This is a genomic window from Dapis purpurea BLCC-M126 (genome assembly GCF_050015975.1).
Lineage (GTDB): Bacteria > Cyanobacteriota > Cyanobacteriia > Cyanobacteriales > Microcoleaceae > Trichodesmium.
The window spans coordinates 1-23892 of sequence record NZ_JBNHER010000014.1 but is presented as its reverse complement, the minus strand read 5'-3'; the positions used below and the strand labels follow the sequence as shown (position 1 = coordinate 23892).

At 37.0% G+C, this 23892-nt stretch carries 9 protein-coding genes; 5 read left to right on the top strand and 4 right to left on the bottom strand.

Features of this window, described 5'->3' with window-relative positions:
• Nucleotides 1-330: 330 nt before the first annotated feature.
• Nucleotides 331-3741, top strand: a complete 3411-nt coding sequence (locus tag ACP6PL_RS02730; protein WP_426542284.1) for a WD40 domain-containing protein — start codon at nt 331-333, stop codon at nt 3739-3741.
• A gap of 239 nt (nt 3742-3980) precedes the next feature.
• Here the strand turns inward: ACP6PL_RS02730 and ACP6PL_RS02725 are convergent, their stop codons facing one another.
• A complete protein-coding gene (locus ACP6PL_RS02725) occupies nt 3981-5723 on the bottom strand; it encodes a DnaJ domain-containing protein (protein ID WP_426542282.1) in 1743 nt (580 codons plus the stop codon).
• Nucleotides 5724-6251: 528 nt separating this feature from the next.
• On the opposite strand from ACP6PL_RS02725, the gene ACP6PL_RS02720 reads away from it, so the two are divergent.
• Complete coding sequence (locus ACP6PL_RS02720; RefSeq protein WP_426542280.1) at nt 6252-8192, top strand: mechanosensitive ion channel family protein; 1941 nt, start codon at nt 6252-6254, stop codon at nt 8190-8192.
• Between the two features lie 382 nt (nt 8193-8574).
• On the opposite strand, the gene ACP6PL_RS02715 is transcribed toward ACP6PL_RS02720, so the two are convergent.
• Genes ACP6PL_RS02715 through dnaE form a run of 3 tightly spaced genes read right to left on the bottom strand, consistent with a single transcriptional unit; the run spans nt 8575 to nt 16152 of the window.
• Nucleotides 8575-10128, bottom strand: a complete 1554-nt coding sequence (locus ACP6PL_RS02715; RefSeq protein WP_426542278.1) for a helix-hairpin-helix domain-containing protein — start codon at nt 10126-10128, stop codon at nt 8575-8577.
• Nucleotides 10121-10903 (bottom strand): LAGLIDADG family homing endonuclease, encoded by a 783-nt coding sequence (locus ACP6PL_RS02710; RefSeq protein WP_426542276.1) that lies wholly within the window; start codon nt 10901-10903, stop codon nt 10121-10123. The genes ACP6PL_RS02715 and ACP6PL_RS02710 overlap by 8 nt, the downstream gene beginning before the upstream one ends.
• The gene (gene dnaE, locus ACP6PL_RS02705; RefSeq protein ID WP_426542274.1) at nt 10879-16152 is read right to left on the bottom strand and encodes a DNA polymerase III subunit alpha; all 5274 of its coding nucleotides are present in this window, start codon (nt 16150-16152) and stop codon (nt 10879-10881) included. Before dnaE ends, ACP6PL_RS02710 begins: the two co-directional genes overlap by 25 nt.
• A 1177-nt stretch (nt 16153-17329) precedes the next feature.
• On the opposite strand from dnaE, the gene ACP6PL_RS02700 reads away from it, so the two are divergent.
• The 3 genes from ACP6PL_RS02700 (at nt 17330) to sigC (ending at nt 23631) form a co-directional block, all read left to right on the top strand.
• A complete protein-coding gene (locus ACP6PL_RS02700; RefSeq protein WP_426542272.1) occupies nt 17330-20467 on the top strand; it encodes a response regulator in 3138 nt (1045 codons plus the stop codon).
• A gap of 419 nt (nt 20468-20886) precedes the next feature.
• The gene (gene lipA / locus ACP6PL_RS02695; RefSeq protein ID WP_426542270.1) at nt 20887-21765 is read left to right on the top strand and encodes a lipoyl synthase; all 879 of its coding nucleotides are present in this window, start codon (nt 20887-20889) and stop codon (nt 21763-21765) included.
• A 630-nt stretch (nt 21766-22395) separates the two neighbouring features.
• Complete coding sequence (gene sigC, locus ACP6PL_RS02690; RefSeq protein WP_426542268.1) at nt 22396-23631, top strand: RNA polymerase sigma factor SigC; 1236 nt, start codon at nt 22396-22398, stop codon at nt 23629-23631.
• Nucleotides 23632-23892: the final 261 nt, after the last annotated feature.

Genomic DNA, 23892 nt, shown 5'->3' with positions numbered 1-23892 from the left:
GAGTTGGGTTAGGAGATCCAGTAGCAGTAGCTTTTATAGAAATAGCAAGCGCTTCTTTGGGCACCCAGAAAGTCAGAGTTGTCAAAATAGCGAAAAATGGTAGGGATAAGTAATTTTTTCTCCGCATATTTTCATTTCCTCAATGAATTGCATCTGGTTTCAGAATAACCTCTTCACAGAATAAAAGCTATTAAATTTTTATATAGCCAAAAAGGAATTGCTTAGGATATAGACTGATGATGAATCTTAGAATAGGGAATGTTTTTTCAACTGTCCCCAGAATCTTGACTCTTGACTCCTAACTCCTTCTTACTTCTGATAAAATAAAACATGAATAATTACCCATACCAAGTAGGAGGCAGTCTCCCAATTGATGCACCTACCTACATTAAACGACAGGCAGATGATGATTTTTATCTAGGGTTAAAAGCTAGAGAATTTTGTTATGTTTTGAACTCGCGACAAATGGGAAAATCTAGTCTGCGAGTGCAAACTATGAAACGTTTACAAGCTGATGGAATTGCTTGTGTGGCAATTGATTTAACAGCTATTGGCAGTCAGGATATTTCTGTGGAACAATGGTATGCGGGAATTATTTATACTTTGGCTAGTAATTTGGAGATTTTAGATATATTTGATATTAGTAATTGGTGGAGTAATTTATCATTTTTGACACCTATTCAAAAATTAAGTCAATTTATAGAAACAGTTATTTTGCCAGGAATTAATCAAAGTCTAGTTATTTTTGTAGATGAAATAGATAGCACTCTGAGTTTGCCTTTTTCGATAGATGATTTTTTTGCTTTAATTAGAGCTTGTTATAATAAACGAGCTGATAATCCAAATTATCAAAAACTGACTTTTGCATTATTAGGAGTAGCTACACCTTCAGATTTAATTAGTGATAGAAATCGTACACCTTTTAATATTGGTAGAGCAATTCAATTAACAGGTTTTAAACTCCATGAAACAACAACATTAGCTCCAGGATTAGCAGCAAAAGCTGACAACCCATTAGAAGTTTTAAAAGCAATTTTAGCTTGGACAGATGGGCAACCATTTCTTACACAAAAAATCTGTCAATTGGTAATGATGTATCCTTTTCCTATTGCTGCTGGTGGAGAAGAAAAATTAGTAGCAAATTTAGTTCGAGTCGAAATAATAGAAAATTGGGAAGCTAAAGACGAACCAGAACATTTAAAAACTATTCGCGATCGCCTGCTGAAAAATCAACAGAAAGCTAGTCGTTTGTTAGGACTTTACCAACAAGTTTTACAAAATAATTCCCAGACTTCGATTAATATTAATTCTGGAGATAGTCTGGAACAAATAGAACTAAATCTGACAGGATTAGTAGTCAAACAACAAGGTGGATGGAAAGTCAAAAATCAAATCTATCAAACAATATTTAACCAGGAATGGGTAGAAATAGAATTAGCAAAATTACGACCATACAGCCAAGCGATCGCTGCCTGGTTAACATCGAATCGACAAGATAAATCGAGACTTTTACGAGGGCAAGCATTACAAGAAGCATTAGAGTGGAAAATTGGTAAAAACCTCAGTGCAGAAGATAATGATTTTTTGGCAGCCAGTCAAGAATTAGCCCTAGCAGAAATGCAAAAAGAATTAACAGCAGAAAGACAAGCTAAACAAATTTTAGAAACAGCCAAACAAACAGCAGAAAAATTACTGCAACAAGCCAGAGAAGCACAACAAAAAGCAGAACAAATGTTGGCAGAAGCTAAAGCAGGAATTCAAATCGAAAATTCTGGCATAGAAGCCTTAAAAAAATTTGCAGCAGGTGGGAGAGAAATCGAAGCATTACTCATAGCATTAAAGGCAGGAAAAACTCTCAAAAAATGGGTAAAGGACGGTCGCCAATTAAAAAATTATCCAGCAACAAAACCCATATTTGCCCTACAACAAATTCTCCAGAAAATCAGAGAAAGAAATAAACTTTTAGGGCATCGACGCAGTGTTAATAGTGTTACTTTCAGCCCCAATGGTAAATATCTTGCGACTGCTTCCACTGACTGTTGTGCTATTTTGTGGGATTTTTCTGGCAAACAAATCACAAAATTTAGAGGACATAAACAAACAGTCAACTCAGTAACTTTCAGCCCCGACGGCAAATACATCGCCACTGCATCCACTGACGGCAATGCTATTATTTGGGATTTATCTGGAAACAAAATCCTCACTCTTACAGAAAAACAAAGTATATCAGATATCTGTTTTAGCCCTTGTGGGCAATTCATTGTCACAGTTTCATCCTATAACAAAGCCAGACTTTGGGATAGACAAGGCAAGCAACTCAGAGAATTTAAAGGTTTGCCTGGAGGATTAACTTGTCTCAAATTTAGTCCGGACGGTAAACACTTAGTAATTGCCTCTAGCACTGGTATTGCCAAAATTTGGGATTTTGTTGGTAACTATCCCCTAGGAGAATTGACAGGACATCAAGATCGAATTAACTGTATCAGTTTTAGCCCTGATGGAGAAATTATCGCCACTGCTGCCAATGATGGCACGGCGAAAATTTGGAATTTATTCGGATATCAGTTAGCAGAATTAACAGGGCATTACAAACGGGTGAACAGTGTCATTTTTAGCCCTGATGGCAAACACATAGCTACCGCCTCTGCTGACGGCATCACAATATTATGGGATTTAGATGGAAACCAAATAGACAAAGTTGAGGGGCATCAAAAACCAGTAAATAGTATTAGTTTTAGCCCTGATGGCAAATATTTGGCTACAGCTCTGAGCGACAAAACTACGAGGTTGTGGGATTTATCACCGCAGCAGACTATTGAATTGAGGGGGCATGAATGCCGAATTAATTGTGTTAGTTTTAGTCCTAGTGGGGAGTATCTGGCAACAGGTGCAATTGATGGCAATATGGCTTTGTGGAATGTATCCGGGGAGCAAATATCTATTCTGAAAGCACATCAAGAATGGGTGAGGAGTGTTTGTTTTAGCCCTAATGGTGAGTATATTGCCACCTCATCCAACGATAGGACTGCGAAATTATGGGATTTATCTGGGAATTTAATTGTTGAATTTGCAGAGCATCAACGCACGGTGGCAAGCATAAGTTTTAGCCCTAATGGCAACTCTATCGCTACTGCTTCGGCGGATGGAATAGTAAGAATTTGGGATTTATCAGGTAAAAAAAATGCTGAATTTCTAGCCCACTACCGTTGGATAAGAGGACTGAAATTTAGTCCTAACGGTAATTATTTAGTTACTGCTTCAGATGACTATACTGCCAAACTGTGGGATTTATCTGGAAAATTGATAACTGATTTTCGGGGGCATCAGAATGAGGTGAAAAGTGTGAGTTTTAGCAACAATGGTGAATATATTGTTACAGGCTCTGGAGATTACACAGCCAAATTATGGGATTTATCCGGGAAAGCGATCACTCAATTTTTAGGTCACGAAGGTTGGGTGTTAACTGTGAGTTTTAGCAACAATGATGAGTATATTGCTACGGGTGCCGGAGATGGTACGACAAGACTTTGGGATTTAAACGGGAATTTGTTAGCGCTATTTGAGGCAAAGCAGGAGAAAATTACCAGTGTGAGTTTTAGTCCAAATGGGAAGTTTTTAGCTGCTGCTTCTGATGCTGGTGTTGTGCGACTGTGGCGGATAGAAACTCTTGATGAATTATTAGCGCGTGGTTATGAGTGGTTGAAATATTATTTGGCAAATCATCCTGAATTGGGAAATTAGGAATTATATCATGTCCGGTAGCATCATTTGTAGTTGCGCTTCAGCGCTTCATACAGCGGTTTTCAAATTGATGAACCACATCTTCACAAGCAAAAATCTTGTAGGGGCAAATGGCCATTTGCCCCTACTGTGATCTACCCAAATGAAAACCGCTGTAAATATGTCTAGGAGCGCTAAAGCGCAACAACGAGCAAATTTTTTTTCGTAGATGTCTATTATTAAAAGTTCGCGTGGGTAAGTCATGGCTTTAATTTATGGAGAAAGTGACTATAAGCTTGATTAATAATTTGCATTTTCAAAATAGCCTCTCTTTCCCCATTTACATCGGGATGATATTGTCTAGCTAAACGACGATAAGCTAATTTCACTGTTTCCGCATTTGCATTTGGCATCACATCCAATATTTCCCACCATTCTCCAGATAAAGACGTCACACCATCCCACATCACCTGATGCCAAATTTTAATATTTTTCCCATCACCCCCAGTCACCAAACACCCATCACTACAAAAAGCTACTGGATAACTACCTGCCAAAGTTTGCAAAAGTTCCCCACTAGACAAACGCCAAATTTTCACCGTACCATCTTGACTACCACTAGCAAGTATTTTTCCATTACTATTAGTGGCAATAGAAAATACTGGTGCTGTATGACCAACCAAAGTAGAAATTAACGACTCTGTTTCCAGATTCCAAATTTTGATTGTAAAGTCTGTACTGCCACTAAAAAGGATATTTTCACTGGGGTGAAAAGCGAGAGATGTTATCCAACCAGAATGTTGTTTTAGAATACGGGGAGCTTGATAACTGTTAATTTTCCACAAGCGAATACTTTTGTCCGCACTCCCACTAGCAAAAGTTTTACCATCGTGACTCCAAGCAACTGCCCAAACTTTATCTGTATGACCATCAAAAGTACGCTTAAGTTTTCCTGTTTCTAGTTCCCACAGTCTAATAGTTTTGTCAGCACTTCCACTAACAACATTTTTACCATCTTTACTGATAGCTACTGCAAACACTGAGTCTCCATGACTGGTAGGAGAGTTGGAACTAAAAAAAGTCTGACAATGTTTTTTTGTATCTATATCATATGTGGTTATTTTTCCCTCAAAGTCTCCACTAACAAGTATGGAAGTCTTAGGGTTGAGGGCGACAGTTTGTACTTCCTGTGAATATCCGAAAAAAGTGTAGAGGCGTTTACCAGTTTTGATATTCCAGAGACTAACAGAATAATCATTACTTGCTGTAGCAAAAGTTTGACCATCCGCACTAATAGCTACAGCATTAATTGAGGCGGTATGTGCTTTGATAACTTTTGTACATTTCCAAGTTAATTTTTCCTGTGGTTGTAAGTTAGAATTTTCTGTGGGTGGGAGAGAATAATTTGATTTATTTTGGCAACCTATATTTTTCCGTAGTTGCGCTAACTCTACTTCTATTTCCAGAGCGCTAAATTTTTGCTTTGTCTCAATTTCAGCAAAGACCGGGTCTAATTCCATGATGGCTTGGTTATAAGCTTCTTGCCAAGAAACTCGATCTGAAATTTTCCTCTCCATCTGCTCAAAAGTTGCAAAAGAATCAACTATTTGGTTTTGTGGAGATGAGTTAATAGCTTGAAAAAATCCATAAATACCAAGACCGACTACTCCGCCAAAAGCTGCCATTGTTCCCATCCCAATACCAAAAGCAGTTCCCCCAACACCCAACCCCATACCACTAAGAGTAGAAGAAAGGGCGACTCCTCCATAACTACCCATACCAATAAAAGCAAAAGCAGTAGGATCTGATTTTGTCATAGCTTCGACTGCACCGTATGTTGCTGCACCGACAACTGCACCAGCACCGATAATAGGAGTTGCACCGATACTGATACCTCCAAAACTACCTATTAATCCCATATTGCCGACTGTAGCAGAGAAAGTTGCGCCAGTTGCTGCACCTGTGGATATAAAAAAGAAACTTTCGGGTAGGTTATTTTTCATCGATATCTAGAATTCTATATAAGAAAAAAATTGGCTTTGATTTAATCATAAGAGTTTTTTGATAGGATCTACATCAGTGGATATACGAGTTTTTACTTGAAAACAATAGCGTTGGCGGAGCCTAACGGCAGCTATATCTCCTTTTAACAGAGTATTGATTTGAATGGATTAAGATAGGTGAGCATAAATAAACGCAACAAGTTTAGGCTTTAATCGACTACATCGGAAATATCAAAGCTTTCGGCTAAACCTACCCCTACAATTTTTTAACGTTTAATTAGATTTACCTACTTAATACCAATTTACTTTAAAAATCTCACAAATAGTTTCAAACTTTAAATGTGAAAGAATCTCCTGAAATTACTGTATACTTATATTTTTGAGCCTATAAAATCTTACTTTGAACTTTTGACTTTTGACTTCCGTGAAAAGGTATGATTACCCAAGTTCCATAATTTGTGTATTAACATAAATCCTTATAAAGGTGTGTCACCTGCACCCTATTTATGGGTATATTTAATAATTCTTATGGTTCGGAAATTTATTCGGATTTTAACTTTTCTGCTCTCTATTACTTTGCTAGTCTTAACACTAGCTCTAACCTGGGAGTTTCCCACCGTTGCCCAAACTATTCCCGGTTTAGGTATGTCTTCCGATGAAGAGATTTCGGTAAAGCCTTATGTCCCCGTCTTTAATAGGGGAAACCTGGAAATAGCTCCAGTGTTTCTAGATGGAAAAATTATTGGAACTATTGCCTCATTTATCAAGTTAGACTCAAACACAAACAAAAATCAAGCTAGTATCTACAGTGCTGTTGTTCGCTCCCAGTTGATTCACAGCAAGTTGCAAAAAATTCTGCACAATATGAGCAATTACACTCAAGAGGTTTTACCTAAGCAGGGAATATCTACCATAGAAGCTCAAGAAAAAGAACTGAGAAAACAGATAGTTACTACTTCCTCTGAGAGCAAAGGAACGACATTTGTGTCAGTCACATTTCCTAAAAACGATGTGCCAGAAATTATTTACTCAGTTACTCAAGCAGACATTGAAAGACCTAGATTTGGTGGCTCCCAACCTTTAAAAATTGCAAAACACGCAAAAGAAATTACTGAAAATATTCTAATTCAAGCTTGGAAAGAACGTCAGACTCCTTATCTACTTGCTCAGGCTCAACTAGCTATGCTTCTCTTAGTTGCCCTGACTTGTACTAGCCTAACTCTGGGGTGGATACAAAAACAACTTACTATTAGACAAAGAAAACTTAAAGATAGCTTATCAAACTCAGAGACTATTCAACTTGAAGATAATCAGACTTTCAGTTCATCAAAGATTACTGAAAAATTCCGAGCGATTGCTCCACAATTTGATAGGCTATCTATAGAACAACGCTACAGTCTCCATGCTTTCTACAACTCCACATTATTTTGGACTCAATGGCTAGTTTGGTTACTGGGAATTGGCTATATAAGTAGCTTGTTTTACTGGAGCCGCTCCTGGAGTAATTGGATGGTGGGGGTGACGATTCGGGGTAGTCGAGCTGAAGAAGTAATAGTTGGTTGGGCTCCATTGGATTGGATTTTAAGTTTTGGACGAGAGGCTAGTCTGGGAACTCCACTTTTCATATTACTGCTTTTATTAGTGGCTCGTTTAACCATCAAAGGTGGGGATGTTCTCACCAACTTTTTGGCTCGGCGGTGGAGCGAACAAAAATCAATCCAAAAACGTCAAACTTTGCGTGTTTCTACTTTGGCTAGAGTTTCCAAAGCTTGGCTGAGAGCTATAGTTTATCTTTTATTAGGAGTGACGCTTCTTCATCATTTGCATCAATTAGGTACTTTTACCCAAGTAGTCACAGTCTTTGTTGGTTTTATTAGTTTTGCACTGTCCCTAGCTTCTCAAAACTTACTGAAAGATTTAATTGCTGGCCTGATGATTTTATCTGAAGACCAATATGCTGTGGGAGATTGGATTGTTATAGATGGAAAAGATGGCTTAGTTGAGAGTATTACTTTACGAGTTACTAAATTACGGAATCTTGATGGGGAGTTAATTACTATTCCTAATGGATCTATTGGGGTGGTGCGAAATTTATCTAGTGAGTGGTCACAAGTAAATTATGCCATTGAGGTAGCTTATGATGCTGATGTGGATCGAGTCATGGGGGTAATGGAGGCGATCGCTAAACAATTGTATTGTGACCCTCAATGGCAAGAGCAGATTTTAGAAGCTCCTAGAGTTTTGGGTATTGATAAGATTGCTCATACTGGAATTGAAATTAGATTGATTATTAAGACTCAGCCTATGCAGCAGTGGTTGGTTGCCCGTGAGTTTCGCCGTCGTCTGAAAAAGGCATTTGATGAGCAGGGTATTGAGGTAGGAGTTCCGCAACAAGTTATGTACGTTAATGGGCCTGTTTCCAAAACGAGTAATGGGAATTTTAAAATTAATACTCAACATCAGAATTAAATTAGGTGTTATACCATTTTGAAAAAATAATGTTACGAATAATAACAACTATTAAAAGGTTTTAGGGTAAATGTTGATTTGACAAAAAAGACAATTGCAACATAAAAAAATACTCTCAAATTTATTCATTCTGACTCCTGACTCCTGACTCCTAAGCAGTAACCTAAATATTTGTAGCGAAGATTTATCAATTTGGTATTAGGTGGCTGTTCAACAATTATTAATTATTGAACTTGCTGTGAGCTTTAGCACTCCATAAATATATCTAGATATCTAGGAGCGCTAAGGCGTAACTACAAACCAAGGCTTTTTATAACTAATTAACTGCAATTGTAGCTCCTCCGGAGGGAGCACATGATATTAATTACCTAGAATTAATCGTTTAGCAATTTAAAATTTTAGCCTCAAACTTGGCATCTTTAAGACGATTAATAGTTGCCTCCCCATCTTCTACCCAAAATTGCCGACCAAATTGTACAAACTTTTGTTGTTTCTCATCAGATATTAATGCCCCTATTGCTACCTTTGCTTTTTCTTCATCCCCAGAAGATTGTTCTTTCAAAATAGCTTTAATATGTTCAAATAAAGAATTATCTTCAGGAATTTTATGTACTGGCAGTTGCAAGATAATTATTTGTCTTTGTTTAGCAGAACGATTTTCAGTTATGAATAATTCAGCATCTTTTTTCGGAGTATTTTTTTGACTCTCTAATTGCTCTATTGGTTTTTCTACTTCTGCAATAGATTGATGAATTTTTATCTCCTCATTTATTGATTCATTTTGATAATTATCTAATTCTGTCAATGGTTTTTCTTCTTGTTCAACTCCATCTGCCATTACCTTTTCTACTGTTTCTGCACTATCTACTAATAACTGACTTTCATCATCCTTCTTGTCAACTTTCCCAGTCAATACTAAAAGAGCATTTTCTGTCAGTAAATTTTTAATTTCTTCATATATTTTGGGAAAAACTACAGCATCTACTTGCCCAGTCATATCTTCTACTTGCAGAAATGCCATGGGGTCGCCTTTTTTAGTAATATGATTTTTAAGTCCAGCCAACATTACCACTAATTTTATAACTGACTTAGATTTTTTTTCCGACATTTGAGCGATAGTAATAACATCCTTAATTTGATTTTGTTCATGTGCATATTTGAGAGGATGGTCAGATACATAAAATCCTAAAATTTCTTTTTCATACTGCAATTTTTCTTTAGCTGGAAAATCTGAAACAGGCGAATGTTTAGGAGCAGAATCAAAAGCAGGCATTGTTTTTTCTGCCACATCAAATAAACTTAGTTGCCCCATATCCCGGTCTTTATTTCTATCTTGTGCCCATTTCATTACACCTTCTAAATCTTTAATTAATTGGTGACGGTTTGGTTCAATTTTATCGAAGGCTCCACATTTAATTAAAGATTCTAAAGTACGACTATTCAGAGCATTAAGATTAACTCGGTCACATAGATCGGCTAAAGACTTAAAATTTCCCCCTTCTTTTCTTGCTTCTAAAATTGCTTCTATTGCTCCTCCACCTACATTTTTTACTGCGGATAATCCAAATAAAATTTTATCTTTTGTTTCCCCTGTAGCTACTTTTGGCAAAGGAGTAAAATCTACTTCTGATTTATTAATATTAGGCGGTTCGACTTCAATATGAAACTTTGGATTTTGACAATTAGCAATATATTTTTGTACTTTATCTTGGTCTCCACTATTAGCAGTTAGTAAAGCTGCCATATATTCAACTGGATAATTAGCTTTTAAATAAGCAGTTTGATAAGCTACATAAGCATAAGCTGTGGAATGAGATTTGTTGAAACAGTTAGAAGCAACTAACCCATTTGCTAAGACAAAATTATGGTCTTTAGCTACTCCAATATCATAAACATTTTCTGTTTTTGCCAGCTTGCGAGAAACAATTTTAACCACGACGATAACTCCTTAAAATCTGTTCTATTTTTGCTTTTTTGTAATCTAACCCTAGATCGGGTATTTGATAGACCCAATTGTAAAATTGCTGAATATGCTCCTGACTATAAATTCGCCAATAGTAAACGGATTGTGATTGGTGCTGAACAACCTTGCCCATATCAAGGTAATTGGACAATGCCTCTGCCCAAGGGTATGAACCAACTATGCAGACTAACCCACCACTTCTGCCTTGATTAACATAGGCACATCCATCACCATCAAAATATCCTAGTAAATAACTACTAAAGTATTGAGCTTCTGGAAAATAATAAGCACCTGACTCAGTGCGTCCAACAACCACAGCATATTGCTTTAGTGCTGTTGCTAGTTGTTTGGAAGAAAAGTTAATCCGATAATGAGGAGCATATCCTTGTGGAAAGGTAATAGTACGGATATCTCCGGTGTATCTCAACTCAGCTTTAAACAACTTAACTAGAGAAAGTTCGGTGGACTCATAAACAACATAATTCGTTGAAGTTACACAGCCATCTGCAGCCATTAACCCAAGTAGATATGCTTTCTTTTGCGAGTCAATAGTATCGAAGTATGCCTCATCAAAACTATAACGATTTTTTCGTTTAGTATTAATTCCTACTTCTGACAATACTCGTGGAACTGAGCGTTTACTTACATTGAGAAAATCTGGAATTTCTCGGCATTCCATTCCCCCCTCAAATGCTTGAACAATCTGTTGCTTCAATTGAGGTGTTAACTGACGATAGGAAATTCCCATTCTGCTACATTCCCTAAACACTTCAAATCTAAATTACGCTCAAAAATTTCATCAATAGGTAGCATTTGACCATCTTCAGTCATCAACTTATGTTCTGCTGTTGCCCGAATAACTGTTCCATCTTCTAGACTATATTCATAAACTTTCTGCATACCCCGATTATGCCATTGAGCAATTGGCTGTGTATAAATATATCCATTTTTATCGACCGTATAAACAGTACATTCAATCTTATCTTCTACAATTTTACCAATAGGAATAGCACCATATTCTACAGTCATAATTTCTGTCTCATAAGCCAAACAATATTCAGCGAATTTAATCATCTGTTCAAACAAATCTTGTGCCACTGAAGAATGAACACCTCTTTGAGTCGCACCATCAATAAATATTTCTCGGTGCTTTTCCATTTCCGAGACCTTCTTTTTACCCATGCAGTTGTGAACTATAAAATCATTGGCAATGAAGTTATGAGTTTCAGAAATTGTCAAATCAAAAACTTCTTCTTTGCCAATATATTCTATGGAAGTAATTTCATCCCAAAACACTTCAGAATTAGCTATTGCTTTTAATTCTTCATCTGCAAAAGCTGTGGCAAAATTATTAACTTTATGACGAGATAAACTCCTGCTTGGGGTGTTTTGAAAATTCAAACCGGATGACATTGTGCCACGACATACACCGACAACTTTATCTATTTCTGCCCAAGTCATGCCACTAGCTTTTTTAGCTTGTGCAATTAGGGTAAGAATTTCTGGAGGTAGGCAATGTTTAGATTGATTCTTTTGCTTATCTTTGATAACTAAATAACAACTTTGACAAAGCTCTTGTTTGTAACTACTCAAATATGGCTGTATTAATTCACAAAACTTGAGCATATCCTCGCGTCCTGTAATTTGAACTCGATAAGAAAGATAAGGTTTACCTTTATATTTTATCTTCTTAATATTGAATAGAGAAAGTATACCTAAGCGTAGAAGTAAATGTTGGATTTGTCTGACTAAAACTTCTGAGGTAGAGTTGTAATCTGTATGCCCAATTTTTTTGTCAAAACTACCATCGGTTGACCATAAAATTCCTAAGAAAAGTTGTAATTGACTCTTCGACAAAGAAAATACCCAATTAGGAATTTCTTTATCCCGTGAATGAGCACGTTTGAGATGATTATCTACCCAATTATTAAAAGCTGACAGAAAACCTATACGAACATAACTAACTGATTTTTTTCCTATATGTAGTTGTTGGTCGATAGGTGCTGAAGAACCAAATAATTCTTCTGCACAGCGATTAAAATCAGTAATTAATTCCATATCACTATTACAGAAATAACTACAAGAAGAACTCTTAGTAGATAGATGTCCATCACCTATTAAATAAGCAGTAAGTTTAATTTGAGCATCAGATATTTGACTACTATGATTAATCGGAATTTTCTTTGGTAAACCTAAGCGATCGCCTAGGTCAAAATCTTTTAAAGGTTTCCATCCTAAAATTGTGTAAAAAAGGTGGTCATTTGTAGCTCTAATTTTCCTATTTGTACGAGTGGTAATTTCCCAAACATCTCGGACACCATTAGGATGAATTTCTGTTATTGGTTTTTGCACAATCTGTTGAGTTTTGATATCTAAAGAAAATACTTTTCGACTCAACCAATACTCAGGTTTGGCAGCTATTTGTTTGAGACTAACCAAGTTGCCTGTTGCTGCATCTATTACTTTTGTTGAACCACTCAAACAACGACGTAATAAATCTGCTTCTCCCAAAGAATATCCTGCTAAATCTTGAGCCATTTTCATAATTTGTTCTTGGTAACAATTATGAACAACTACTCCTTCTGCTAGAAAATAAGGCGAAGCTTGGTCTTCCATTTCTAAATCGAAACATTCTGCTTTTCCGGCTTCTTCCACAGAGATAACATAAACAAGTCTGACATCCTGTAAATAATTTTTTTCGTAGATTTCTTCTGACTCTTTCCAATTTTCCTGCTGGGGTTGATCAAAGAAATTAGTTGGTCTAGATAAGGTAGCTTTTTCTAGGGAAAACTCCAGATTTTTCCGACTCGAAGTATTTGTCTGAGGAATGGAATTTTCTACAAGAGTTGTCCTAGTCAAAGGGAAAATCTGTAGATGGTTTTCTCTGAATTTTTCCCAATTTTCCTGCTGAGGTTGAGCTGAGAAATTAGTCGGTCTAGATAAGGTAGCTTTTTCTAGGGAAAACTCCAGATTTTTCCGACTCGAAGTATCTGTCTGAGGAATGGAATTTTCTACAAGAGTTGTCCTAGTCAAAGGGAAAATTTGTAGATGTTTTTCTCTGAATTTTTCCCAATTTTCCTTCTTTGTTTTCTCTGAGAAATTTATTGGTTTCAATAAAGGGGCTTTTTCCAGGGAAGACTCTAGATTTTTCCGGCTCGAAGTATCTGTCTGAGAAATAGAATCTTCTGAAGGAGTTGCCAAAGTGAAAGGGAAAATCTGTAGATGGTTTTCTCTGATTTTTTCCCAATTTTCCTTCTTTGTTTTCTCTGAGAAATTTATTGGTTTCAATAAAGGGGCTTTTTCCAGGGAAGACTCTAGATTTTTCCGGCTCGAAGTATCTGTCTGAGAAATAGAATCTTCTGAAGGAGTTGCCAAAGTGAAAGGGAAAATCTGTAGATGGTTTTCTCTGATTTTTTCCCAATTTTCCTTCTTTGTTTTCTCTGAGAAATTTATCGGTTTAAGTAAAGGAGCTTTTTCTAGGAAAGACTCCTGATTTTTCTGACTTGAACTATCCGTTTTTTCCTTATTACTAGAAACTTGCCATTTTTCATAAACCGCAGAACCATAAATATTACCATTCTTAACTCCCGGTTCTAACTCCCAGGCAAACTTATCTCCCTCCGGCGTTAAAAAGCGATGATTTTTTCCTGCATAAATTACTGTACCGCTAGACAAAGTAATCTTCAATATTTCCCTAACACCACTTCGCCACTGTTTAGCAACTTTTGCCTCCCAAACTTTCCTACCATCGGAAGTTAAAATTACCTCTCCACTTTTAACATTTTCAATCGCCTTTCTCGAACCATCTGGTTGATCAATTAAAGTTCCCTTTGGCAAACACAAAACTCCATAAGTTTCTTGCAAAATTGGTTCTAACTTTGGATCTTGATATTCAATTTTCTCCCGCCCATGTTTTCTGTCAATAAACTTAGGAATTAAACCAGCATCCAAAGGTCCTGGACGATACAAAGCCAAGATAGAAGAAATATCTTCAATAGAAGTAGGCTTCAATTTTTTCACAACATCTACCATGCCAGAAGATTCCAACTGAAATACTCCTTCCAAATCCCCAGATTTAATCAAGTCGTATGTCTCTTTCACATCACCTGGTATTTTCTTGATCTTGCCTCTTGCCAAAATTTCCATTGCCTTTCTTTCATTAGCGGGTAACTCGTCTGGCACTAGAGGAATATTATGATTTTTCTTAATTAAATTGGCAGTATTCTGGATAATAGTTAAATTTTTCAATCCCAAAAAATCCATCTTCAACAAACCTAAAGACTCTATATCTTCCATGTGATACTGAGTAATAACTGAGCCATCATTATTTCTTTGCAAAGGCACAATTTCATCCAGAGGTTCTTTAGAAATTACCACTCCTGCCGCGTGTACTCCAAAAGTTTTATTCGTACCCTCAATTCTAATTGCCATTTCTATCCATTGTCGGACAGAAATTGTACTAACTTTTCCCCCTTCATTATCTTCTATTTGTATATCTTTATTTTCAAAAGCTTCCTTGAATTCTGGGGAAGGAGTATCATCAGAAATCATTACCTTTAACTTTGCTGGTTTACCCCTGGCAACAGGAATTAACTTTGCCATTTTATTCGCTTCCCCAAACGAAACACCCAATACTCTCCCCACATCTTTTAATACTGCCTTAGATGTCATCCGGTTAAAAGTAATAATTTGAGCGACTCTCTCTTCCCCATACCTTTCAGTCACATAATCAATCATTACATCTCGGTTTTCAATACAGAAGTCTGTATCAATATCTGGCATTGATTTCCGTTCTGGATTTAAAAATCTTTCAAATAACAAGCCATGATGCACCGGATCTATATTAGTAATTCGCAAAGAATAAGCAACTAATGAACCAGCAGCACTTCCCCTACCAGGTCCGACAGGAATATTATTATCTCTGGCATGTTTTATATAATCCCAAACTACCAAGAAATATGTAGAAAAACCTTTATCCTGAAGAACTTTTAATTCAGTCTCCATCCGCTCTTTATAAACTGGGGAAATTTCACTTCTTTGTTTAAGTTTTAGTCTTTCTAATAATCCATCCCAGGAGAGTTTTTCTAGATAAGTATCGGCATTATGATCTGGCGGAATAGGATAATCAGGAATTCTTGGCTCTCCTAAAATTCCTTCATATTTTTCAACTTTCTTTTCTACTTCTAATGTATTGGAAATTGCCTCTTCTATCACCTCATTTTTCAAGTGGTCTCTGAACAGTTGCTTCATCTCTTCAGCAGACTTTAAATATTCGGTACCGCTATACCGCATCCGCTTTTGTTCAGATATTAATTTTTGGGTGTTAATACACAACAAAGCGTCGTGTGCTTCTACATCTCGACAAGAAATAAAATGAGAGTCGTTTGTCGCTACTATTTTTATCTTTAATTTCTCGGCAATTTTGACAATTCCAGTATTTACTACCCTATCTTCTTGGAAGCCGTGGTCTTGAATTTCTAAATAGTAATCTTCCTCAAATAAATCTTTATACCACTTAGCTACTTTCTTGGCTTCCTCGTATTTTCCCTGCATAATATTTTGAGGTACTTCTCCTGCCAAACACCCGCTAGTTACTATCAGACCTTCGTGATATTTTTCCAACAATTCTTTATTAATACAAGGTCGAGCAAATATACCTTTTCCTTGAAAACCATGCAGGTGAGAAAGGGTTGTTAGTTTGACTAAATTTTTATAGCCTTGAGTATTTTTTGCTAATACGACTTGGTGAAACTTTTTGCCTCTTTGCTGTTTCTCAATATCTCCATGTATCACATACATTTCATTCCCAATGATGGGTTTAATTCCTTTATTTCTACACAGTTTAATTAATTGAATTGCCCCATACATTACTCCATGATCTGTCAGAGCAATGGCTGGCATTCCTAGTTCTACCGCTTTATCTATTAATTGTGGTAATTGGGATGCTCCGTCTAATAGGCTATAGTCGCTATGAATATGTAGGCCAACAAATGACATTTTTTTTAGATTTTAGAATAAATATTTTAGATAGCACTATTTTATAAGGAAGAAGTAGGAAGGAAGAAGGAAGAAGGTTTATATTTAATTTTTGCCGCTGCTAGTTTGAGTAAAAGTCTTTACCTGTAAGCTTTTTAGGGTTTAAAGAATGAATTAAATAAATTAAACTTATGATTTTTTGCTAAATATATTTGGAATTTAAACTGAATTTAGCAAAAAAAGTTGAAATGAACTATTTAGGGGAAAAAATGAGGAAATTTAGGTGCGATCGCCTTCTCATCGGCTATTTGCTATAAGTATTGATATGTAAGAGATATAGGGTGGTTGCTTGTAAAGAAATTTTCGTGTATTTTTGAAGTAAGTAGCTCGCTCTGCGCAGGTGCTTATTAAAATGAAAAAGAGAATTGGTTAGGGAGAATGCGATATAGCTGCTGCTAGGCTGCGCCTTTCATGTCGGCGACAGTCGAAACGCGTAGCGAAACCTAGTCTTATCAGTGAAAGATACTTAAGTTTAATAATCAGGACTTACGCAAAGATAATGTATATAGCGTTCAGGTAGTCTTGCATAGTAATGGTTGAAGATATATATTTTTTTAATTTCTTCCCACACCTCTCACACTTCTCACACTTCTCACACTTCCCACACTCTCTCTAGCATTACTATGCACCACCACCAACGTTCAAAACCATAACGTTATAGTTTGTTAACTCTATATATAGTACCTCTGCGTAATTCCTGACTAGAAAATTTGTAGTAAGACACCTTAATTAAATTTAATATACCTCTCCAAAAATCAAAAATAAAATCAATTATCGTACAGAAATTATCAATTATTTCCTCTCTAATACCTACTATCTCTTTTAGAGAGATATCTAATAGCTTTTAGTCAAATGGGGAATTTTCAGTTGAAAGCCCCAAGTGCTGTAGATGGGTTGGCTAAAATGGAAGAGTAGAGAAGACATCATGCATAATGGAATAAATTAGTTGTCAAGGGTAAGGTCATACTTTAATATAGACCCTCTATAGCTCTGGGTACTAATAGGGCAACAATTTCAGGTAGTGCAACTATGCAACCCCGCAGAGACGTTCTCCTTAAAATTGATAAATCACTACTCTTCCTATTGCCAAATATTCTCTTATTCCCTATTTCCTATATAAAATTACCCAACAACTCTAATGAGCAGTAAGTACAACTCTACTGAAAACTCTGTCAAGAAACCAACAAAGTTTGGAATATTCTCCCAGACTCTTTTGACAGTCTTCCTTGTTGCCTTAATACCCTCAGTTGGATTACTTTTCTCTATTCGTTATCAGGAAAAGATTCAAATAGAAAGCTTAGAAGCAGATTTTAAGAAACAAGCTCGCATAACTGCTTTACAAGTGAATAGTTGGATAGAAAATACATTTCTTTCTCTTCATCAAAATGCTGTAACAGGTAGTATCATTTCTATGGATGGAGAAGCTCAAGTCCCTTTACTAGAAGCTTCCGCACAACTCCCAGAATTATTGCTCTCCTCATTCCGCTTTTTCACTATCGATCTAGAGGGCAATGTGATTGCTCGGAGCGATGGAAAAAAACTGAAGAATTATCGTGACCGTGGTTATTTTCGTGACATTCTAGAGGGAAAAAAGTTAGGCCAGCAAGTTCTCTTTGGTCGAACTTCAGGTCAGCCAGCATTGTGTCTTTCTGTACCGATCAAAAACCTGAAACAGTTGGTTGGAGTATTAGTAGGATGTTCCTCACTAAATGATATCTCTAACTCTATTGATGAAATTAGGATTGGCAAAACTGGATTTGCCTTTCTGGTTGACAGTAATCAAAAGCTGATTGCTCATGGTAAGTCAGAGGAGATGTTAAGCAAAGTTCTGCCAGATTCTAGCGAAAATAAGGAAATATTAAGCAAAGTTCTACAAGATTTTAGCGAGCATCCTGCTTTTCAAGTAGACAAAGTTAGAGACCAAACTGTTTATTTTTACCAGGATCGAGACCGTAAGGTAATTGCTATAAAGCAACCGGTTAATCTTGGATGGACACTTGTGATTCAGCAAGATGTATCTGAAGCTTTTGCCTTAATTGAGCAAACAAAGCGTCATACAATTTTTCTAGTTACTATTACTTTTTTCTTAACTCTCCTTGCTGCTTATCTTTTTATCCGGGTTAGTCTTAACATTACTAATTTAGAACATCAGGTAGAAGAACGAACTACTGAACTAACCGAAGCAAATCGTCATCTTGAAGCAGAAATTGCCGAAGCACAAAAAGTCACCCTGAAACTTGCTAGGCAACAAGCGATGTTAGAAGCAATGAGCCAGCAGGGATTAATTGGTGCTTGGGAAGTAGATTTGACTGGCCAGAAGTTTTATTGGTCTAATATGACCAAGCTAATTCATGAAGTACCACTAGATTTTAAGCCTAATCTCCAATCATTCATTAATTTCTATCAAGAAGGAGAATGTCGCCAGGCAATTTCTAAAGCAATACAGATAGGAATTGAGCAAGGTAATCCTTGGAATTTGGAGCTAATACTGGTAACATTGAAAGGTAAGGAAACTTGGGTAAAAGTTACAGGGCAAGCAGAATTTAAGGATGAGGTGTGCGTCAGATTATTTGGATCGCTTCAAGATATATCCGAACGTAAATCTAACGAACAGGAATTGTTGAAAGCTAAAGATAAGGCTGAAGTGGCAGCTCAGGCCAAAAGTCTCTTTTTGGCTACCATGAGCCATGAAATTCGCACGCCTATGAATGGAGTGCTTGGAATGCTTAACCTCTTACAACAGACAGAGTTAAATGCAGAACAGCAATCACAGGCAAAAATTGCCCAGTCCAGTGCTGAATCTCTTCTCTCGCTAATCGACGATATTCTAGATTTTTCTAAGGTTGACGCGGGCAAGCTGGAATTGAAGATTGTGGATTTTGACCTGTTCCAATTATTCAAGGACTTTACCCAAACTGTTGCTCTGAAAGCTGAACAAAAAGGATTAGAACTCGTACTGGATTTACACGAAATTACCTGCCCGAATGTTAAGGGCGATCCGGGGCGTTTACGTCAGATTTTGACCAACTTGGTAGGCAATGCTATTAAATTTACTGAGCGGGGCGAAGTTGTGATTCGTGGCAGTCTAGAAAACAAGGATGATACTTTAGTTTTTACAGGTTTAGTCAGAGATACCGGCATTGGTATTCCTCCAGGCAATGTGTTCAGTTTGTTTGCTCCTTTTACCCAGGCAGATGAAAGTATGACCCGCAAATATGGCGGTACAGGGTTAGGACTATCCATTGTGAAGAAGCTCTGCGAATTAATGGGAGGGAGTATTCGGGTAGAGAGCGAATTGGGGAAAGGCAGCAACTTTGAATTCACAGTTATTCTGCAACCAAGTAGGAAAACACAACCAGAACTTCCCTTAATTCATCTGAACAATATGGCGATACTTGTCGTCGATGACAATGCTACCAGTCGTGAAGTTTTGAAGAGTCAGTTAGCTTCCTGGGGTGCTGAAGTTGTGACAGCTATAGACAGTCCTAGTGCTATTGCATATTGCCAAGACCGAGTTCAACAAAGTAATGACCTTGATAAACCTCCATTTGATATTGCTTTTATAGATCTGCAAATACCTGGGATGGATGGTTTAAAACTGGTTCAGCACCTCAAAGCCGATACCCGCTTCGCATCACTACCGCTAGTAATGATGACCCCGATCAGCAATCAGCATGAAATTCCCGCTTGGATAGATCGGGAGGTTCGGTTATGTATCCACAAGCCAGTGAATCCTACTGACCTGTTCAATGCTTTAGTCGTGGTGAATGATGGTAGCAAGGCATTGCTAGAAAATGAATTGTTTCTAGGCGTGGAACCAATCAAGGAATCTTTAAGTCGCCAATCTGCAAAAATAGTGGAGCATGATTGTGCATCTGTAAAATCTTGGCCAGATGGGACAAGAATATTGCTGGTAGAGGATAATCAGGTCAATCAATTGGTGTTCAAGGGTTACCTAAGAAAACTTGGTTTAACAGCTAAATTAGCAAATTGTGGGTTAGATGCCCTATCTGCATTAAAAGAAGCTACCGATAATGAAGCCTATACCTTGATTTTTATGGATTGTCAGATGCCAATAATGGACGGTTACGAAGCCAGTCTCTTGATTCGCCAGGGTAAGGCAGGCGATAACTACCGAAAAGTTCCCATCATTGCTGTGACAGCTAATGCAATGAAAGGAGACCGAGATAAATGTATTGAAGCTGGCATGGATGACTACATAACCAAGCCAATCAAACCAGAGGATTTGTCTAAAATATTAGATAAGTGGCTATAAGTCAGGAGTATAATCTAGTTATAGTATTGATATTACAAAAATTGGTATTTAAGTAGGTAGACAAAATTACTTAATATATAAATTTGCAATTTGCTAAAAAATGCACAATTCATTAATTAATTCTGTCCATGTATTTATGATATTAAATCATGTCCGTTGGTATCGTTTGTGTAAAAGCTGGGAAAATATCTACCATCTTTAAGGTTTTTCCTTCTCTTAAAGCTTCTTCCTTCTTCCTTCTTCCTTACAATACCGATTCTACCGGACATAATATTACTCTTCCAGAAGTTAGTCAATTATCAAGAACAGCCTAATACTACAAATTTCCTATATCAATAAATTTACTGAAAACCTCTTGTTAGTGCTCTACTGAATTTGTTAAGCTTAATTTGTATATCAAACTACAGTAGAGGCAAAAGGTGGTAGTCAAGCCAAGTTGGTTAAGAGTAAAAGCCCCCCAATGGCAAAGAGTTGGTACTGTTAAAGAGATTTTGCGAGACCTAAATCTCAATACGGTCTGCGAAGAAGCTTCCTGTCCAAATATCGGCGAATGTTTCAACGCTGGGACAGCAACTTTCTTAATTATGGGGCCTGCTTGTACTCGTGCTTGTCCCTACTGTGATATTGATTTTGAGAAAAAACCTCAGCCTTTAGATATTACCGAACCAGACCGACTAGCAGAAGCAGTCAAACGCTTAAAACTTAATCATGTGGTTATTACTTCCGTAAATAGAGATGATTTAGCCGATGGAGGTGCTAATCAATTTGCTAAATGTATTTCCCAAGTCCGGGCAATTTCTCCTCAGACAACTATAGAAGTCCTAATACCAGATTTATGTGGTAATTGGCAAGCCTTAGAAATAATTCTTAATGCTAAACCAGAAGTTATTAACCATAATACTGAGACTATTCCACGATTATATCGCCGAGTTAGACCCCAAGGTGACTATCAACGTACATTAGAACTCTTGAAGCGATCGCGAGAATTAGCTCCAGAAATCTATACAAAATCTGGAATTATGGTAGGTCTCGGAGAAACCGATGCAGAAGTCCAAGAAGTAATGAAGGACTTACGAGCTGTTGACTGCGATATTTTAACCATTGGACAATATCTGCAACCAAGTCCGAAACATTTACCAGTAGCTACTTTCGTCAAACCCGAACAATTCGATCACTGGAAAGAAATAGGTGATTCAATGGGATTTTTACAAATTGTTGCTTCCCCCTTGACTCGTAGCTCATATCATGCAGAACAAGTTAAAGAATTGATGGTCAATTATCCAAAGGCCGAAAGTTAAAAGGAAATTGCTGATGGGTTTGTCCTTGGAGGTACTTAGGAAAAAGAAAATAGGCCAATTAGGTATATCACCCATCACCCCCGATTGCAAAAACGATCGCTAGTAAAATGTGACCTAGATCGCTTATTATTGTATCTTCGCTCACTTAATAGCTGAAAATTGATGAGTAAATATATTAAACTTGCTACATATAAAAAAATAAGAATGCCTTAATTATAAGGGAATAAAACTAAAAAAGTGTAACTAGAAAAAAAACAAAAAGTAATAAGAGAAAATTTAACCTCCACAATCAGAAAATTTACGAAGTGATCAGGAACAACCACTAATAGTGATGAACATTAATATAGCTTCTGACGAAAATCACTTTTTTGTATCAGAAGTATCAATATACTAAAAATTAAGTCTAGAGAAGTTAACTGAAGCAAATAACGAATAGATAAATGTACTCCTAAAGTCCATCGTTAACACAATCAGTATCAACGATCACATAAGTTCATTTAGTCTAAGTTGTTAGAACTAATCAGGAAACATAACTAGAGCAAATGCCAACTTCTCAGGAATTAGGCATTTTATCCACAGACTGTCACTAAGTGCAGCCTCTTGTCACCTGGAGCAACTGAGATGATCACTATGTCAGCAACTTATCCTTACACTGAACAATCCGAAGAAAAACTGCACTCTGATAACTTGCAGGCTGAGTTTCCCGAAGATTTAGAGCAAGTCACCAATGAATTAGCAACGGAGGATGAAGAAGCAGATAATGCTCAAGTAAGTCGAAACCGTAGCACTACAGATTTAGTCCGTTTATACCTCCAAGAAATTGGGCGAGTTGATTTGCTAGAAAGAGATCAAGAAGTCTCTGAAGCTCAAAAAGTCCAACGCTATATACAGTTATTGGAGTTACGCAACACAGCAGCTCAAGAAGAAGAAGGAGGAATTCAGTCTTATGTTCAGTTGATGGAAGTTCGCGATCGTCTGGCAGCTCACTTAGGACATAGACCATCATTTGAACGGTGGGCAAAGGTAGGAAATGTATCTGTGGTAGAACTTAAACAGATTATTGCCGCAGGAAAACTTCGCTGGGCAGAATTAGCAGGTTTAAGTGTAAAAGAACTTGAGCAAGTCCAAAGCGAAGGTGTTCAAGCCAAGAATCAGATGATTAATGCTAACTTGCGTCTAGTCGTTTCAGTAGCGAAAAAGTATCAAAATCGTGGTCTAGAACTTTTAGATTTAATCCAAGAAGGTACTTTGGGTTTAGAAAGAGCAGTTGAAAAATTTGACCCACGACGGGGCTATCGATTCAGTACTTATGCTTACTGGTGGATTCGTCAGGGAATTACAAGAGCGATCGCTACTCAAAGTCGGACAATTCGCTTACCTGTCCACATTACCGAAAAGTTGAACAAAATTAAAAAAGCACAACGGAAAATTTCTCAGGAAAAAGGACGTACAGCAAAAATTGAGGACATTGCCCAAGAACTAAATATGACGCCTGCTCAAGTTCGGGAAGTGTTAGTAAAAGTTCCACGTTCAGTTTCCCTAGAAACTAAAGTAGGTAGTGATAAAGATACTGAATTAGGTGAACTTCTGGAAACTGAAGATGCTTCTCCAGAACAAATGCTGATGCGGGAGTCTCTAGTACAAGCATTAAAAGGACTACTATTAGATTTAACTCAACGAGAAAGATCTGTAATTTCTATGCGTTATGGTTTAGAAGATGGTCATCCCTACTCCTTGTCAGAAATTGGTCGTGCTTTGAAACTGTCTCGGGAACGAGTCCGTCAAATTGAAGCAAAAGCTCTACAGAAGTTGCGTCAACCAAAGCGTCGTAATCAAGTACGGGATTATTTAGAATCTTTGACTTAAAAAAGCTGAGATATAGCTGAATTCAGAAGTTAGAAGTTCCATAAAATTTCAAGTATGTGAGGTGAAAATATTAAGATTCAAACTTATGTATTGCGGGCATCTCGCCCGCTAGCATTATACCTAAGTGAGATGAAATTAGCTATAAATATAGCAATGAGGGCTGGTGTAGTTATATACTACTATTGTATTTAACATAGTACAATGCTCTATTGCTTGCTAAAGGTCAAAAACATAGACTATCTTAGACAAATATATACAAAA